Source organism: Clostridium sp. AWRP (genome assembly GCF_004006395.2).
Classification (GTDB): Bacteria; Bacillota; Clostridia; order Clostridiales; family Clostridiaceae; genus Clostridium_B.
On the sequence record NZ_CP029758.2, the window covers coordinates 3,540,054 to 3,557,363 of the forward strand.

Annotated in this window: 19 protein-coding genes, 1 pseudogene and 1 riboswitch; of the genes and pseudogenes, 3 read left to right on the top strand and 17 right to left on the bottom strand. The window is 29.8% G+C overall.

Features of this window, described 5'->3' with window-relative positions:
- Positions 1-5 precede the first annotated feature (5 nt).
- The 5 genes and pseudogenes from DMR38_RS16410 to DMR38_RS22380 all read right to left on the bottom strand — a co-directional run.
- A complete protein-coding gene (locus tag DMR38_RS16410; RefSeq protein WP_127722342.1) occupies positions 6-1,448 on the bottom strand; it encodes an MFS transporter in 1,443 nt (480 codons plus the stop codon).
- Positions 1,449-1,583: 135 nt separating this feature from the next.
- On the bottom strand, positions 1,584-1,964 hold the full coding sequence (locus tag DMR38_RS16415; protein ID WP_243124330.1) for a hypothetical protein: 381 nt from the start codon (positions 1,962-1,964) through the stop codon (positions 1,584-1,586).
- Positions 1,951-2,166: a helix-turn-helix transcriptional regulator gene (locus DMR38_RS16420; RefSeq protein WP_127722343.1), complete on the bottom strand. Its 216-nt coding sequence runs from the start codon at positions 2,164-2,166 to the stop codon at positions 1,951-1,953. Before DMR38_RS16420 ends, DMR38_RS16415 begins: the two co-directional genes overlap by 14 nt.
- Positions 2,167-2,372: 206 nt before the next feature.
- Positions 2,373-2,798, bottom strand: coding sequence for a YjdF family protein (locus tag DMR38_RS16425; RefSeq protein WP_127722344.1), 426 nt, complete (start codon positions 2,796-2,798; stop codon positions 2,373-2,375).
- 177 nt (positions 2,799-2,975) lie between these two features.
- A pseudogene (locus DMR38_RS22380) lies at positions 2,976-3,129 on the bottom strand (MFS transporter); the annotation flags it as partial.
- Positions 3,130-3,448: 319 nt separating this feature from the next.
- Here DMR38_RS22380 and DMR38_RS16435 point away from each other — a divergent pair.
- The gene (locus tag DMR38_RS16435; protein ID WP_127722345.1) at positions 3,449-4,831 is read left to right on the top strand and encodes an aspartate kinase; all 1,383 of its coding nucleotides are present in this window, start codon (positions 3,449-3,451) and stop codon (positions 4,829-4,831) included.
- A 200-nt stretch (positions 4,832-5,031) separates the two neighbouring features.
- Here DMR38_RS16435 and DMR38_RS16440 read toward each other — a convergent pair whose 3' ends face one another.
- The 8 genes from DMR38_RS16440 to DMR38_RS16475 form a co-directional block, all read right to left on the bottom strand.
- Complete coding sequence (locus tag DMR38_RS16440; protein WP_175413042.1) at positions 5,032-5,991, bottom strand: DUF4097 domain-containing protein; 960 nt, start codon at positions 5,989-5,991, stop codon at positions 5,032-5,034.
- A gap of 4 nt (positions 5,992-5,995) precedes the next feature.
- The gene (locus DMR38_RS16445; RefSeq protein WP_137440577.1) at positions 5,996-6,652 is read right to left on the bottom strand and encodes a permease prefix domain 1-containing protein; all 657 of its coding nucleotides are present in this window, start codon (positions 6,650-6,652) and stop codon (positions 5,996-5,998) included.
- Positions 6,645-6,986 (bottom strand): PadR family transcriptional regulator, encoded by a 342-nt coding sequence (locus tag DMR38_RS16450; protein ID WP_127722346.1) that lies wholly within the window; start codon positions 6,984-6,986, stop codon positions 6,645-6,647. The genes DMR38_RS16445 and DMR38_RS16450 overlap by 8 nt, the downstream gene beginning before the upstream one ends.
- A gap of 193 nt (positions 6,987-7,179) precedes the next feature.
- Positions 7,180-7,764 (bottom strand): ATP-dependent Clp endopeptidase proteolytic subunit ClpP, encoded by a 585-nt coding sequence (gene clpP / locus DMR38_RS16455; RefSeq protein ID WP_127722347.1) that lies wholly within the window; start codon positions 7,762-7,764, stop codon positions 7,180-7,182.
- Positions 7,765-7,803: 39 nt separating this feature from the next.
- Positions 7,804-8,154: a helix-turn-helix transcriptional regulator gene (locus DMR38_RS16460; protein ID WP_127722348.1), complete on the bottom strand. Its 351-nt coding sequence runs from the start codon at positions 8,152-8,154 to the stop codon at positions 7,804-7,806.
- Positions 8,155-8,204: 50 nt separating this feature from the next.
- A complete protein-coding gene (locus DMR38_RS16465; protein WP_127722349.1) occupies positions 8,205-9,653 on the bottom strand; it encodes a HAMP domain-containing sensor histidine kinase in 1,449 nt (482 codons plus the stop codon).
- Entirely contained in the window at positions 9,643-10,335 is a 693-nt protein-coding gene (locus DMR38_RS16470) for a response regulator transcription factor (RefSeq protein WP_127722350.1), read from the bottom strand. Before DMR38_RS16470 ends, DMR38_RS16465 begins: the two co-directional genes overlap by 11 nt.
- A gap of 51 nt (positions 10,336-10,386) precedes the next feature.
- Positions 10,387-11,640: a hypothetical protein gene (locus tag DMR38_RS16475; protein WP_127722351.1), complete on the bottom strand. Its 1,254-nt coding sequence runs from the start codon at positions 11,638-11,640 to the stop codon at positions 10,387-10,389.
- A gap of 180 nt (positions 11,641-11,820) precedes the next feature.
- Here DMR38_RS16475 and DMR38_RS16480 point away from each other — a divergent pair, with 180 nt between their 5' ends.
- Positions 11,821-12,564, top strand: a complete 744-nt coding sequence (locus tag DMR38_RS16480; protein WP_127722352.1) for a DUF434 domain-containing protein — start codon at positions 11,821-11,823, stop codon at positions 12,562-12,564.
- An 8-nt stretch (positions 12,565-12,572) separates the two neighbouring features.
- On the opposite strand, the gene DMR38_RS16485 is transcribed toward DMR38_RS16480, so the two are convergent.
- The 4 genes from DMR38_RS16485 to DMR38_RS16500 form a co-directional block, all read right to left on the bottom strand.
- The gene (locus DMR38_RS16485) at positions 12,573-13,634 is read right to left on the bottom strand and encodes an ABC transporter permease (RefSeq protein ID WP_127722353.1); all 1,062 of its coding nucleotides are present in this window, start codon (positions 13,632-13,634) and stop codon (positions 12,573-12,575) included.
- A 4-nt stretch (positions 13,635-13,638) separates the two neighbouring features.
- Positions 13,639-14,376: an ABC transporter ATP-binding protein gene (locus DMR38_RS16490; RefSeq protein ID WP_127722354.1), complete on the bottom strand. Its 738-nt coding sequence runs from the start codon at positions 14,374-14,376 to the stop codon at positions 13,639-13,641.
- Positions 14,377-14,393: 17 nt separating this feature from the next.
- Complete coding sequence (splB, locus tag DMR38_RS16495; RefSeq protein ID WP_127722355.1) at positions 14,394-15,416, bottom strand: spore photoproduct lyase; 1,023 nt, start codon at positions 15,414-15,416, stop codon at positions 14,394-14,396.
- Positions 15,417-15,627: 211 nt separating this feature from the next.
- The gene (locus DMR38_RS16500) at positions 15,628-16,041 is read right to left on the bottom strand and encodes a universal stress protein (protein WP_127722356.1); all 414 of its coding nucleotides are present in this window, start codon (positions 16,039-16,041) and stop codon (positions 15,628-15,630) included.
- Positions 16,042-16,264: 223 nt separating this feature from the next.
- Positions 16,265-16,366, top strand: a riboswitch (TPP riboswitch).
- 121 nt (positions 16,367-16,487) lie between these two features.
- Between DMR38_RS16500 and thiD the strand changes: the two genes are divergently transcribed.
- Complete coding sequence (gene thiD / locus DMR38_RS16505; RefSeq protein WP_127722357.1) at positions 16,488-17,291, top strand: bifunctional hydroxymethylpyrimidine kinase/phosphomethylpyrimidine kinase; 804 nt, start codon at positions 16,488-16,490, stop codon at positions 17,289-17,291.
- Positions 17,292-17,310: the final 19 nt, after the last annotated feature.

Sequence of the window (17,310 nt, forward strand, 5' to 3'; positions counted from 1 at the left end):
CTAAATCACCCCTTCATATATAATCCCCTTAATTTTTTACTATAGTAAAACCTTAATGCAGTTATCAAAACTCCAAATAAACACATAATGCCAACACTTATATATACTGATCTCATGCCATAAATAAAAACATCATCTCTGCCTTTTATGTAATCCACCACTCTGTACCCAATTTTATGACTCATTCTATTGTAAAGTAATAAAGTAGAAAGAGATGTGCCTAAAACAAATCCTAAGTTTCTAATAAGGGCATTTATACTTCCTGCTATCCCAAGCTTATCTCTACTAACAGTAGACATAACTAACGAATTGTTAGGAGATTGAAACATTCCATTTCCTAAAGTCATAATTACTATATAAGCTATAATCAAAAGTACAGAAGACCTTTCATTTAAACTGGATATAAAAAACAACCCCAAACTTGTAAAACTAAGTCCAAATAAGGTAAGTATCTCGGATCCAATTTTATCTGACATATATCCACTAAAAGGAGCCACTACAGATAAAACAATAGGAGATACCATCATGAGAATTCCAGATGCTGCCGGTGAAAACTTCAATGTATACTGAAAGTAAAAGGGAAGTATTATATTTGATGCACTAATTGCGATAAATGAAATAAAAGCACATATTATACTTATTGAAAATAAACTGTTTTTAAAAATACTCAATTGCAAAATGGGCATGCTTATTTTATGTTCTAATATAATAAACAATACAAAAGTTATAAATGAAATTGCAAAAGCTAAAATTATAAATATATTGTCATAACCCTTTACCTGACCTTGTCCCAATGCTCCAAACAGCGAAACTGTAGCTACTACAAATAGTAAAGCTCCTTTTATATCTAGTTTTTCATCAGAGGTGGTATGTGCTTTAGGAAATATCTTTAATGTAAGTATAAATACAATTATTCCTATAGGTATGTTTATTAAAAATATATATTCCCAGCTTATAGCTGAAACAATAATACCCCCAATTGGAGGACCTGCCATAGAACCCAATGCCACAAATGTACCTAAAACTCCAAGTGCCCTCCCCCTCTCGTTAGCCGGAAAGACGTGAGTTATGATTCCCTGATTAGTAGCCATGGTAGCCGATGCTCCTACTGCTTGTATAACTCTTGCTGTTACAAGTAAGGGAAGTGAACTTGTGAGACCGCACAGCAGTGAACCCATTGTAAAAAGAACGACTCCAAATTTAAAAACTTTTGTCTTTCCTATCATGTCTCCAAGCCTTCCAAATATTAAAATAGTTGCTGCAACAGTTATTAAAAAACTGGTAACAACCCATGTAATACCTGACATTCCTACATTTAATTTAGATGCCATATCCGGCAGTGCTACATTTACAATACTGCCATCAAGTGTTGACATAAATGTAGCAAAAACAACTGTAATCAGGATCAGCCACTTTTTTTTGTTCATTTCACTTTCAATTTTTTTCAACCTTCACTCATCCTCTCACAAATGCTTTTCATCCCTTTAGTCTTTCAAGTTTTTTATCAAAATAAGCCTGTATCTATATATGTTACTAGTTAGTTTGATCAATGTTACATCTTATTATTCATTGTTAATAAGTTTTTACATTTCCTTGTGATACTTAGAAAAACATACCATATAGACTGCAAAAATAACCAAATATGCTGCAATCGCAAGAAAAATTATAAATAAACTAGCTCTAAAAAAAACATATGCAATTACAAGAATGCCAAATACTATTTCCATAATATCAAAAGCCTTCGCTTTAGCTCTGTTTTCAATGGCAATATTTCGCTCATCTTTATCTTTTTTCTTCACAATAAATTTATAATGTATGTTACTAATAACTGAAGCCACAGCCATTGCCATAAGGATTAAAGATATGTTTTCAGACGTATATCCACCTACAAAAAACATGCCAATTGCTGAACTAATTAACATTACAACTACTACCATAATAAATACATAATTAAAAGTTTTCATTTTCTGAATCCTCCTCATAAATAAATATTTCTTCAATACTCACATTAAAAAATTTAGAAATCTTAAAAGCTAACAATATAGATGGATTATAACGTCCATTTTCAAGCGATCCAATTGTTTGTCTTGATACCTCCAGTTTTTGTGCTAACTCCTCTTGTGTGATGCCATGTTGTTTTCTAATTTCTTCAAGCCTGTTTTTCAAATTAATGCCTCCAATCACAATAGAAAGTGACTTTGTAATATTAGAATATTACTGTTTTTTTATAATGTCAAGCTTACTTTCCATAATTGCTATAAAAAAAGGGTTTTAAAAAAATCAAACCCTTTCGTAGATACTGTCTCAGCAGAAATAGCCGTAAGGTAATTTTAAAAGCCACCCCAAACAAATTAAAACCTGGACAATCCCAGTTAATGTCCCCTATGCTTCATTAATTTTTTCTGCTGCCTTAATTTAAATTTTTTCTCTTTTTCATCTTCCTTTTTTTCTCTTGAAACTTTTTTTATTTTTAGTTTAAAATCTTCATATTGCTGCTTCATGGCAATTTGCGCCTTTGTACCTATACCATTGTCTTTTGTTTCTTTTTTAATTTTTCTCTGAAGTCTTTTAGGATTTATTTTTTTATCAATGTTTTTATCAGCATCATTGATATCTAGTGGTTTATTAAACTTTAAATTACTAAAATTCTTTAGTACAAAGTCGTATACCTCATAATCTTTTGGTTCAGCACCAAATACGACCCTTGAAAGATATACTGTATCAGAATCCCACATTTTAAACACACCAACCCAAAATGGCTCTTCAAAAAATACTGTTAGCTTAATATTAGCTGTCATTTTCTATTCCTCCTGTTTAATAAATAAAAAATCTAGAGAACGGACAACCCCAGGAGGGCAGGTTACTGCTAACTTATAAAGTGCAAGCCATGTTTTGGACTACCAACCAAAACTGTGTTTTTATCTCTATTAACATAATAACAAAAATCATCTAAAATGCAATGTTTTTTACAAATTTTAAACCTTACCAGGTTTAAAAATTCTATAGTATACAGAAATTAATGCTATATATGTAAAACAATATTTGTATTATAAATACATAAGTTATTTTTATACCACCTGCAAAGCCTATTACATAGGTTAAAAATGTAGCTCCCAAGTTATTGAAAATCATAGGATTTTTTAATATAGAAAAAGAAGTTTTGCATTTAGAATTAATTTTATAAAATATCCTTCTACCCATTTTTAACACTAGGATAATGTATTATAAAACAGTGACAATAAAAAATAGTTACCATAGCTTTAAATTTTTGCAGATACCTTCTGACTTTAATTTGCATAAAATATTATAGTACTTTATGCAAAAGCATTTTTAGCAATATTTCCAGCATTAAAAGCAATAAAAAGTGTAAAATTTTAAACTATAATATAATAAAGTTACAATTAGGAAATCTGATTTAATAAATTATAATTCATAGGAGAACTTAAAAATGAATAATTTAATAGTTGCTAAATTTGGAGGAAGCTCACTAGCTAATGATAAACAATTTAAAAAAGTAAAAGAAATCGTTTTGCAAGATAAAAGGAGACGATATATCATAGTTTCTGCTCCAGGAAAAACTTTTGAAAAAGATTATAAAGTCACAGATCTTCTATATAAATGCTATTGTTGTGTTGACAATAAAAATCTATTTGAAAATTATTTCAATATAATCGAAGGAAAATACGTTTCTATATGTAATAATTTGAGATTGGATTTAGATATAAAAAAATTCTTATATGCCATAAAAAATGATTTTTTTAACGGTGCCTCTAAGGACTATATTTTAAGCCGTGGAGAATATCTAAATGGTTTAATTTTCTCGAAATTTATGAATTTTACCTTTATAGATCCTTCAGATATAATCTCATTTAAGCAAAATGGCCAATTAGACAAAGAAGCTACTAAAATATTAATTTTAAACAAACTTTTCCATGTAGAAAAAGCTGTAATACCAGGTTTTTATGGTTCAAATAAAGATGGATCAATTAAAACTTTTCCAAGAGGAGGATCAGATATAACTGGATCCATAATATCAAGTGTTATGAATGCCTCTATATATGAAAACTGGACTGATGTATCCGGTGTGTTAATGGCAAATCCAAGTATTGTAAAAGACCCTAAAAATATAAGAAATATGACCTATAAAGAAATAAAAAATTTTTCTCATATGGGAGCAAATGTTCTAAATGAAGATTCAATTATTCCAGTTGAGGAAAGTAAAATTCCAATAAATATAAGAAACACTAATAATCCAGAAGACATTGGTACTTTTATATCTGATAATTTACCCGATGAAGATTATAAAGATACTATTGCTGGAATATCCGGCAAAGAAAATTTTTCAATAGTAACATTAGAAAAGCTCAATTTAATAAATGATGGTTTGAATAACTTATTTTCAATTATAAACGCTGATAATATTTCTGTAGAACATTTATCTTTTAATTCAGATTCTGTATCATTAATTGTACCAGATTCCCAATTACGTAAATGTGAAAATTCTTTTATTAGTAAGATAGAAACTCAGTTTAATCCAGGTTCCATAACTATAAATCATAATATATCTTTAGTTGGAATAATTATAAGAAATATAAATAAATTTAGGCAAATTATCCATAGAATTTTTCAAAATTTATCTAACCAAAATGTTAAAATAAAAATAATTATACAGCCATCTTGTGAATCCAATATTGTTTTAGGAGTAGAAGACGCTGATCTTTCCAAGACAATTAAACTAATTTATGAATCAATTAATAATCCTGTATTAATTGAAAAATCAAATACGGAAAATGAATCTCTTCCTATTTATTTTAATGTATTAAGTAAATAAATGTTTCAAACTTATTCAAAACATGCACTCATTCTAATGCTAAAAAGTTACCTGTACTGATAATACACTTAGAGGACTTGATTAGTTTGCAAAACAATTTTTGTAAACTAATTAAGTCCTCATATCTTACCACACAAATGGACATACTCAATAGGTACGCTTATAGTAAACTTCAAATTCTTTTTTATTTTTCATATTCATTACTTGCTTGAAATATCTATATCACCCGATACTGTATTTACATTTATTGTCTTATATGGTCCATTTCCTACTTGTGCAGATGCCTTGCTTTTTCTATCATTTTCATAGGTTAACGGAAAATCTCCTTTTATATCTCCAGAAGTACACTTTCCTTCAAATTTAAAACTCAAATTTTGAGGAAGTACCATCTTCACATCTCCAGAAGTAGAACTTGCCTTAGCATACTCGTCAATGGACTTGTAATTCATTTTTATATCTCCTGATACAATTTTTGCATTTCCAGAGCCTGAAATAGACTTTACAGATATATCTCCTGATATAGCTTGTATATTGTAATGTTTAGAATCTAAGCTAGTTATACCTATGTCTCCTGAATTTGTTTTTATATCAACATTATTTGCAGTAATACTATTATTCATCTTGAAGTCTCCAGAACTTTGTATACAATTTATATCATTCAATTTCATGTCAGAGTTAAATAAGATATCTCCTGAAGTTGTACTTATATCTAAATCTTTAGCATAGCTTTTAGGTACATACAATTCTATTTTCTCATTTGTATTGAATCCATCAAATATATTGATAATTTTATTGTGAAAAACTTTATTTTCATCTCTCCTTCTAATTTCAATGTTATTTCCCTGTTTTTCTATTACAAACTTATCTCCATCTTTTAACTTTCTAGATGCACTTTGTACAACTTTTAGGTTTGATTCATCTGTTGCCTGTACAATCACATCTCCTCTAGAAAATCCCAAGCTTATCTTGCTACAGTTATTTACAGATGTGCTTTCACTTTTCTGTACAACATACCTAGCACCTGTTATTTTATTTCCATATTCAAATATTGGAAAACCCTCTCCGTGAGAAAATCCATATATTAAGAAACATATACCTGCTGCTGCAATGACAGCCCACATTACAATTAATACTTTTATTAAGCTTCTATTCATATTCATATTCCTACTCCTTCAATTTAAAGCTCAAAGTTATAATTTTTTCTACAGCAGCACCTATTATGAATATAACCCAGGAATATGCCCAGGCACCAAAAACAAAACTCAATATAAAATATAGGGCAACTATAATTAGCCATGCTATAGATTTAATTGATTTAATAATTTCCATTTGACTATCATTTGAAGATTTCCACTGTTTGAATTCTTCCACGATAGTATCATCTCCTTTTACGTATTTAGGCTTTGAAGCATGATTGTAGACTATAAGACATGTTGCAATAGCATCTATTGTAAACATAACACTTACGGATACAACTTCATTTACCATAAAAACCTCATTTAGCAGCATTAAAACCACTATGCTCATAATATACAATCCTACAGACACAGACAATACAAGTGCATTTTTTCTTCGGTATTTTTGCTCCTCATTATAATCAAACATATTTTTATCTTTTATCCCTTCTAATAGTTCATCTACATCACCTATACTTGAAATAGCTATTTTAAAGGCTTCCTCTTCATCTTTTCCTGAAGACACCAAATCATCATATTTATCTGTAAGATTAGCTAAAAGCTCTTCCTTAAGCTCTGTTGCTCTATGAGTTTTAGGTGCATTTTCAAATAATTCTTCTACACTCTTTCTCAATCTTTCATGCATTTTGATTACCTCCATTAATTAACTTATCTATTAATTCCTTTGATTCATTCCAATCTAGTCTATTTTGCTTTAGTACTTCTTTTCCCAATTCTGTTATAGAATAATATCTCCTTCTTGCTCCTGTATTTTGATCTCCCCAATAAGAAGTTATAAGAGAAGCTTTTTCCAGCCTTCTAAAAGCAGAATAAAGAGTTGCTTCCTTAAGCTCATATTTATTATCTGTCTTTTCTTTTATAAATTTATTGATTTCATAACCATAACTATCCTTTTGAACTAAGTGCGCCAAAATTATTGTTTCTGTATGCCCCCTTATGACATCTGAAGTTATAGACATCTACTCCCTCCTTACAGCATATTAAATTGTAAACTAAATTACTTTAATAATTTAGTTATATTATACAAAAACATACTTCGCCTGTCAATGTATATTTTATTTGGACATATATATAACATAAATATATGTCCAAATAAAAAAACAGCAGCTGCGTAATGAAGTTTCCTTCATTATGCAGCTGCTGTTTAAAAAATTATTTTGAAAGGATTTTATCTACTAATCCATAATCTAAAGCTTCTTTAGCTGACATAAAATAATCTCTCTCAACATCCTTTTCTATCTTTTCAATAGGTTTACCTGTCATTTCACTGTACAATCTATTCATCTTTTTCTTTATTCCTAAAAGCCATTTTGTGTGAATTTCTATGTCTGTGGCCTGCCCCTGCATTCCACCGTATACAGACGGTTGATGTATTAAAATTTCACTGTTTGGCAGAGCAAATCTCTTTCCTTTTGCCCCTGCTGCAAGCAAAAATGAACCCATGCTGGCAGCCATACCAACACATATTGTGGATACGTCAGGTTTTATATACTGCATTGTATCATATATTGCCATTCCAGCTGTAATAGATCCTCCTGGACTGTTTATATAAAAATTGATATCACTGTCAGGATTATCTGATTCCAAGAATAAAAATTGTGCTACAATTGAACTTGCCGTTTCATCTGTTACCTGGCCATTTAACATTACTATCCTGTCTTTTAAAAGCCTTGAAAATATATCGTAAGAACGTTCTCCTGCATTTGTATGATCAATTACTACTGGTACATAACTCATTATTCAAATCACCTCGTAAAAATATTGTTTTAATAAATATTAAGCTGCCATAGAAATACTACTTGCAGTTCTATTTCTTCTGAATTCTCTTGGAGGCATTCCATAAAGCTTTTTGAAGGCCTTTGTAAAAGATTCCTGAGAACTAAACTGATACTTTAATGCTATATCTACAATTTTATTATCTGTATTTAAAAGCTCATTTGCAGCCTCTTTAAGTCTTCTCCTTCTTATATACTCAGCTACAGGTTCTCCAACAACAGAATGAAAAATTCTATGAAAATGATATTTTGACAGGAAGACTTTGTGAGCTATATCTTCAAGTTCTATTTTATTGTTTAAATTATTCTCTATATAATCAATAGACTTCCTAATACAAGCATTGTAATTCATTTTAGAATACCTACCTCCTTAAACCTTTTCCTATATTATATATTAACCTTTCATGTAAATCCTGTCTTTTTTTGCTCATTTATCCCATGGGTGCCATTGCTAACAGTAAATTTAGATGAATTATTCTTTAACTTAATATACATTTTAAAAATATTATCATTACCTTCTGCCCAAACTTCTCCACCATGCAAATCCACAATATTTTTAACTATGGCAAGCCCTAAACCAGAATTGTTTTTATGAGAGTTTCTAGACTTATCCCCCATATAGAATCTATCAAATATTTTATTCATATCTTCAGAGGACAACTTTCTACTTGATAAGTTTTGGAAACTAATTATAGTGTCATTTACATTATGTACAATATCTATATAAACTTCACTATTTTTTACACTGTATTTTATAGCATTGGATAAAATATTTTGAAATACCCTGCTCATAAGATATGGATCAATATTCAAATTCAACTTTGTAATACTATACTTTTTTACAAAACTTATTTGAGACTTGCTGGCAATTATAGAAACCTCCCCTATGATTTGTTCTATAATTTCAATTATATTAACATTACATATTTCAAGACTTATTGCTCCACTTTCCAGTTTTGAGTATTCAAATAAGTTTTCTATTAAAACTTTTAGTTTTTCCGCTCTCTCCATAGATTTTTCGCTGTATACTTCCTTATCTTCTATAGAAACATTCTTATCATTTATCAAATACAAATACCCCATTAATGAGGTAAGAGGTGTCCTCAAATCATGTGATATATTGGTTATAAGCTCATCTTTAAACTTTTGGACAGACTTTTCACGATTTATCATATTATTTAAATTAAGTGACATGTTATTTATCTCATCTGCCAAAGTTCCAAGCTCATCCATACCTTTTTTCTCCAACCTATAATTTAAATCCTCACGGGAGATTTTCATTATTCCATTACAGATGTACTTTATATACCTGGTTTTTCTATATGAAACCAAATATACAATTACTAGCGAAATAATTATTGGAATTACTATCATTGATGTATATCTAAAAATGTTATGATACATTCCTGTAACTTTCCATGTAATAAGTATACATTTAGTATCTGATATATTTATATTATACACCTGATATAAAATATCTCCAGCCTTGGGAGTAGTACGAAGTCTTCGATATTTTATATAATTAAGATCAATATACTTGCCTTCTACTTCACTTGATTTAAAAATTATGCGGCCTTTGGTATCAGTAACAGCTATATTTACATTGTTCTCATCAGCCAAATTATTTATATAACTTTGAACTTCAGTATTTGTAGATTGCACATACCTATTTACCTGAACATAAATGTCATTTGATGCATTTACAATATTTTGAGGGTTATTTGTATCCTGCATTATAACTGTAAGAGCACAAGTTATGCCAATTATAAGTATGATAAAACTAAGTATATTTATAATCAAAAATTCCCTTGATATACTCTTAAATGCAAACTTCTTTATCTTATTTGTCAATTTTATAACCTACTCCCCAGACAACTTTTATATATTTGGGATCCTTTGAATTTATTTCTATCTTTTCTCTTATATTTCTTATATGTACTGCAACCGTGTTTTTGGCATTGTAAAAAGGTTCTTTCCAAACACTTTCATAAATACTTTCCGTGCTTAAAACCCTTCCCCTATTATTTGCAAGTACTTCCAAGATTGAAAATTCAATTGGTGTAAGTTCTATTAACTTTTCTCCAATAAATACTTCTCTAGATGCTGTATTTATTATCATATCATCTATAACAATTTCTTCTTTACTCTGTGGTCTTTCCATATTAAATTCAGAATACCTTCTAATTTGTGATTTAACTCTGGCAACTAATTCTAGTGGATTGAATGGCTTAGCGACATAATCATCTGCTCCAACATTTAATCCTAATATCTTGCTGCTTGAATCATCTTTAGCTGAAAGCATTATTATAGGTATTTTTTCTTTTTTTCTAATTTCAAGACATGCATGTATACCATCGAGATTGGGCATCATTATATCGAGTATTATTAGATCTATATTATTTTCTTCAAGCTTGTCCATTGCTATCAATCCATCTTCCGCAGTGATAACACTAAATCCATCATTTTTCAGATAAATCTCTATTATATCTAAAATATCCTTATCATCATCCACTACTAGTATAGTACTATCCATAAAAAATATCTCCTCTTAATACTGTATAAGCTATTTTTATTATACAACACTTTATTTGCCTAAGCTTTTGTTTCTTTTAACAAGTGGTATACTTATTTTCTCTCCAAAATATGAGAAAAAATAAACAGCTATAAATATAGATGGAAATGAATAACGCGGCTGTCCCTCTGTTATAAAGTAAACACAAGAAAACATGTAAAAGCAAATTAAATTATATAGAGAGTATGAACCAATTTCTCTTTTTCTAATCAAATTTCTAATTACCTTTACACTATATAAGAGCATTAAAATTATTGCAGGAATAAACACCACATACCTTGCTATATAAGTACAAACTGCAAATAATATCTTAAAAAACAAATTCAAATTTGTTCCATTTAAACTGTAAAATATATCACTTCCATCAAGATAAGTCTTAAATAGCCTTATAAAGCCCAACTTTATAAATGATACTGGATGACTTAATATCCACTTTTTAGCTGCTTTAGACAGCATTTTATTTTTTTCTGTAGCATTTGCATTTATATATTCTTTAGTACTTACAATAGAATTTTCAACATTTTTAGCATCCATCCAAACACCGGATTTATTTTGAGAATTGTTATTTATATAAAGTACTATTCCAGGATTGTTTGATATAGATGTAAACTCACCAATCAATTTAGTATTTCTATATATCCATGGAGATATAGAAACGCAGCTAACTATGAGTACCACAGCTGTATGTTTTAAAACGTCTTTAAATTTCATCCTTAAACATATCTCCAATATGAATATAGCAAAAAAGAACACCATAAAAAATGGTTTTACCATAGCATCAGCAGCTGTTAAGACACCAATTATTACATATTTATATTTAATATCATAAAAATATATTAGCGTTATGAAAAGTAATACAGTAGTAAATAATATTTCCGTTGCAAGAACACTGTTATAGAAGATATTGCTTGGGAAAAATACAAATAACCCATAAATAATTTTACGCCTTTTCTCATTTAAATTTACTTTTTGTAGTATAATATAAAACATTCCATAATTTAAAAATGTCAAAACTAAATTAAAAACTTTTGCTGAAACCAAGCTGTTTCCAAATATCTTATATATAAATCCAAGAACAATAGAATACCCGACAGAGGTATAAGTATCTCCCCATTGACCGCCACTTGCCACTTGATTTGCAATCTGATTGTAATATGCAAAATCTGAAAAGGGCTGGGTATTTATTAAAACAACCCATAATATATTAAGTAACATTGCTACTAACATCATATTTCTATAATATCTGCTCATATGTATATCTTCCATATACTACTCCTCCTAAAAATTAATCTATAATTGAATCATCACTTCTAACTTTACAAAACAATTTTTAAGAATTAATTACTAATTTTATGAAGATTTTATGAAGATCTTAAATACTCTTTCAACTGTTGGTGTATAATAACCTTATTCTTAAAATACAAATAGGAAGTAAGTGATTTCATTATGGATTACAATTTAAAATCTATAAAAAGAGGAACGGACCCCCAGGACAATAGATGGTTTTCAAGGGAATCAGTTTTAAAACTTCAAAAAGCACAGGAAGAAGTAAGCTGGCTGCTTGATAGAAATTATAAAATACATTCAATTATAGAAATGGTAGGCAACCATTACCAATTTTCACTGAGGCAGAGAAATGCCCTTCAACGTTCAACTTCTTCTACAATGGATGGCCAAAAAAGAAATAAAAAATGCCTGCCTTTTTCCTGTATATCTAAGGACTGTATCTATATAGACGGATTTAATCTTATAATAACCCTTGAAGTTGCCCTTTCAAAAGGAATATTAATATTATGCAGTGATACTACCATAAGAGATATAGCAGGACTCAGAGGAACTTACAGTATTATAGACAAAACCCACTTAGCTTTAAATTTAATTGGCAGGGAATTTACAGATCTTCATATACCAAAAGTTAAATTTTTTCTTGATTCTGGAGTATCAAACTCAGGAAGACTTAAAAGCTTTATACTTGAACATTCAATAAAGTGGCATATTCCTGCTAGTGTAGAATTAATACCAAATGCAGACCCTGTTCTCTCCAAAATGGACAGAATCGTCACAAGTGATTCTGCAGTTCTTGACAAATGTTTGGGTTGGTTTAATATTGCAAGAAAAATAATAGAAGACTATGTACCTGATGCCAATATAATAAATTTAAGTAAAAATATTTCTTCATCTGATGCTTAGAACTCTGTTTATAACCGTCTGTATTTTTTCAGTGCCAACGAATTTAATACTATAAACAATAGTGCATAACCCAAAAGTATTAGAATATCCATATAAACTTTTGAAAGTCCATACCCTCTAAGCACAATTCCCTTTAGGGCATCTGCACCATAAGTTAGTGGAAATATTTTAGAAAGTATATTTACCCATATTGGCGTTTCTCTAAGGGGAAATAATCCACAAAACAATATTTGAGGCACTATGACTATGGGTATAAATTGAAATAATTGAAATTCATTTTTAGCAAATGCAGAAAGTAAAGTTCCAAGTGTCAATGACCCTGCTGCCAGCAGCACATTTACAAGTAAAACTAAAATTGGACTTCCTTTTATGATAATTCCAAGCCCATATACCATAAACAGCTGAATAACTAGAGTCTGAAACATAACAAATATACCAAACCCTAAAAAATATCCTAATACAATTTCTATTCTCTTAATAGGTGTTGCCATAAGTCTATCCAATGTACCGCTGATTCTTTCCCTTAAGAAAGATACCCCTGCCATGAGAAATACAAAAAAGAATATAAAAAATCCCATCATCAACGGAGCAACCGTATCAAAAGTTGTCATATTCTCAGAACCGTTTATATACTTATACTCACTATCAATCATTCTAAAACCCAGCTGCTTCAGCATCGGATTTGATGCAAGACTAGTATGCATATATTCATTAAAAGCTTTTGAAACTGATTTTTTCACTGAATTTGAAGCTGCCATATCACTTCCTTCAACAGTCACTATAATTTTATCATCTTCAAATTTAACCAGCCCATCTATAACATTATTTTTTACTCTGTCAAGAGCCATATTTTCATCTTTAACTTCCACTATATTTGTCTCATTTTTAAGTGATTTCATAAGTGTTTGTGGTAAATTTATTCCTTCTAAATTGGGCTTATCTATACCTGAATTCAACATTATACTTAACAAATACAGAACAAATATTGGTGCGGCAAATAATAATGCAAGAGATCGTTTATCTCCTATAATTTGCCTTATAACTCTTTTTGCTACAGAAAAAGTATTCATATAGCTACACCTCTTCCTTTAAAGAACTAAAGTATAGGAAAGCATCTTCAATAGTTTTTCCACCAGAGCTTTTTATTATTTTATCTGGACTTCCTTCTGCTATTACAATTCCATTTCTGAGCAAAAAAAGTCTATCACACTTATATGCTTCATCCATTACATGTGTAGTTATAATTATAGTTCCCTCATCTCGTTTAATTTTATAAAATTCATCCCAGAATTTTTTTCTAAGAACAGGATCTATGCCAACTGTAGGTTCATCTAAAATGAGCAGTCTAGGCCTATGTACTAGTGCTATGGCTAATGATAGTCTTCTCTTCATTCCACCTGAAAAGTTTTTAACTGCATCTTTATACTGTTCTTCCAAGCTAACAAGTTTTAAAACACCCTCAGCTCTTTTTCTTATAATACTTTTTTTAATATTGTAGAGTTCTCCAAAAAACAATATATTGTCAATTGCACTTAAATCATCATACAGTGCATCACTTTGTGCCATATATCCTATTTTTGAAGTTACACCAAGTGACGGCATTTTCTCACCAAGTACTTCAATAAATCCTTTAGATAATTCTTTCATTCCAATAATAGATTTTACAAGAGTTGTTTTTCCTGAACCAGAAGGTCCTAAAAATCCGACTATCTCTCCTCTTTTTATATCCATATTAATATTTCTTAATACAACTTTTTTATCATATCTAACTTCTGCATCCTTTATTTTAACTATATTTTCTAATTCACCCATGATTAAAATTCTCCTGCTTATATAATGTATTTTATATTTTCTTTTGAAAATCTACTTGAAAGTTCTCTTTCAAAAAAGGTTTTAATTTCTTCCATTTGCTCTTTCGTGTACAAAAATTTACCGTATCCAAATTGACCATACTTGAATTTTCTCTCACTATCCTCCATTGGCAGCGTTGTTTTAGGAAATACCTGTAGTATGATATTTTTAGCCTTAGTTGTATATCTATGAGATATTATTTCAAATCCAATAGAACTCTTTAAAGTTTTAGGAATTCTATCATATAACATGTCTAAAACTTTTTCATATTCCTGCTTCCAATTTTCATATATGAATACAGGTGCTATTATAAAACCTATAGGATAACCTGCTTTGGCAAGTTTTGCAGCTGCTTCTATTCTTTTTTCCATTGAAGCTGTATGATGCTCATATTCTTTTATTATTTTATCTGTATTTAAACTAAATCTTATTTCCGTATGACCGTTATGATTTATGTTTAAAAGTCCATCTATATCATTGTACTTTGTTACAAATCTAAATCTTGAAAGCTTTTGATCTCCAAAGTATTCTATACTCTTTCTAAGTGAATTTGTATAAGGCTCCACAGGAACTGGATCGGAAGTTGCAGCACCTTCAAATACAGTTATTTCAGGATTTCTTTCATCTATATATTTTTGAGCCTGTTTCAAAATGTCATCAACATTGACGTGAACTCTCACAAAAGGTTTTTCCCCTAATTGTGTATTTAAATAACAGTACTCACACTGTCCAATACAGCCACTAACTAGTGGCAGCTGATAATGTGCCGAAGGCTTACAACTTTGAAATTTTAAGCTCTTTTTTACACCCACAACTAAAGTCTTTTTGCCTTCCCTGTACTTTTCATATATATCTTTTCCTGGTACAGCTGACATAACTCTATTTGAGGACAATTTTATTATCTCCACCTCGTCATCATTTTTAAATCTACTGTATATCTCATTTCCCAGGGAATATTCTAATGTACCCTTTTCAAAAATAACTCTACGTGGAACAAACATCAACCACACACCTTCCTGATATAGAGTTTCTAAACAAAACTCATTTTGTACCTCAAGCAATTCATATAATGCTCATTAAAGTATGTGAAAAAATCATTAAAAATATTCTAAATCAAATTACATATAATTCCAAATCTCAGGTGAATATTTTAATATGCAGATAAAAATAGCCATAATGCTTGTACAACATTATGGCTATTTTAAACTATTTTTATTCTGGAACAATCATAACTAAAACCTGTGAATTTTTTAATACTTTACTTGTTACGGATCCAATCATTCTAGCCAAACCCTTTTTGTTGGATTTAGTCATAATTATCATATCAAATTCATCACAATTTGCTTTTTTCAGTATCTCATCTGCTACACGTCCAAAAACACAATATTTTTCAGTTTTATATTCCTGAATTTTTCTTTCAGCTCTATCTAAAATATTTTCACCTTTTTCCCTTGCCATATCTACCATGCTATTTGATACACCCGTTTCATTTGCTATAACTATTTCAGATACATACATAATAGTTAACTGTACTTCATCTCTGGGAAACAATTTTTTTAAACAGTCGAGTGAATGCATACTTCTTTCTGTTTCATCTAATGGGACTAAAATTTTTTTCTTTTTCATATCAACACATCCTATCACTTTTATTAATTTGTTTTGCAATAAAAATCTTCAATTAATGCCATTATATCACACGTACTGCAAAAACTTTTATTGACTTCCATCATTGCTAACGCCTTCCATATTTCATTTATGTACATATAAGTAAACTTAGTCAATGAAATAAATATTAAAATTTAATATTGCAAATTTTTATCACTGTAGTAAAATTAATGTATAAAATTTAATACTTTTGTGGGGGTGCTGCAAAGCTGAGAAGAGATCTTTCTCTAACCCTTTGAACCTGATCCAGATAAAACTGGCGTAGGGAAGCAATTTATACATTTTTGATTTTAAAGGTATATGCTTTTCTGCATATACCTTTTATTTTTGACTGATGCCCACCTACTGTAATACTCCCACTAAGTAAAATTTATAATTTTAAAGTTACTAAATTAGAGGTGTTAGAAATGAAAAAAGTATTAACAATCGCAGGTTCTGACAGCTGTGGCGGAGCTGGTATACAAGCTGATTTAAAAACAATGAGTGCCCTTGGCGTATATGGCATGAGTGTCATAACTGCTGTTACAGCTCAAAATAGCATAGGAGTTCAGGACGTAATGGATGTAACTCCTGAAATTGTAGAAGCACAAATAAGATCTATATTTGATGACATACAAGTAGATGCAGTAAAAATTGGTATGGTTTCAAACAGCAAAACCATATCTGTAATAAAAAAGCTTTTAACAGAATACAAAGCTAAAAACATAGTAATTGATCCTGTAATGGTATCAAAAAGTGGTTACTTTCTCTTAAAACCTGAAGCACAAACAGCTATAAAAGATCTGACAAGCATTGCAGACGTTGTAACTCCAAATATTCCAGAAGCTGAAGTTCTAACAGAAATGAAAATAAAAAATAGCAGCGATATGGAAAAAGCAGCTTTTAGAATAAAAGATCTAGGTGCTAAAAACGTGCTTGTAAAAGGAGGACATAGGTGCAATGATGCCAACGACGTTTTACTTTATGAAGACAAGATATTAAACATAGCCGGTCATAGAATAGATACCAAAAACACCCATGGAACAGGATGCACCTTATCTTCTGCCATAGCCTCCTTCTTGGCTAAAGGTGAAAGCACCGATAAATCCGTATATCTTGCAAAGCAATATATAACTAAGGCCATAGAAAATTCCTTCTCTATAGGAAGCGGCGTCGGTCCTGTGGGACATTTCATTGAATTATATAAAAAAGCTGATGTAGATTTCAAATAAACAGAATTCTAATATAAAG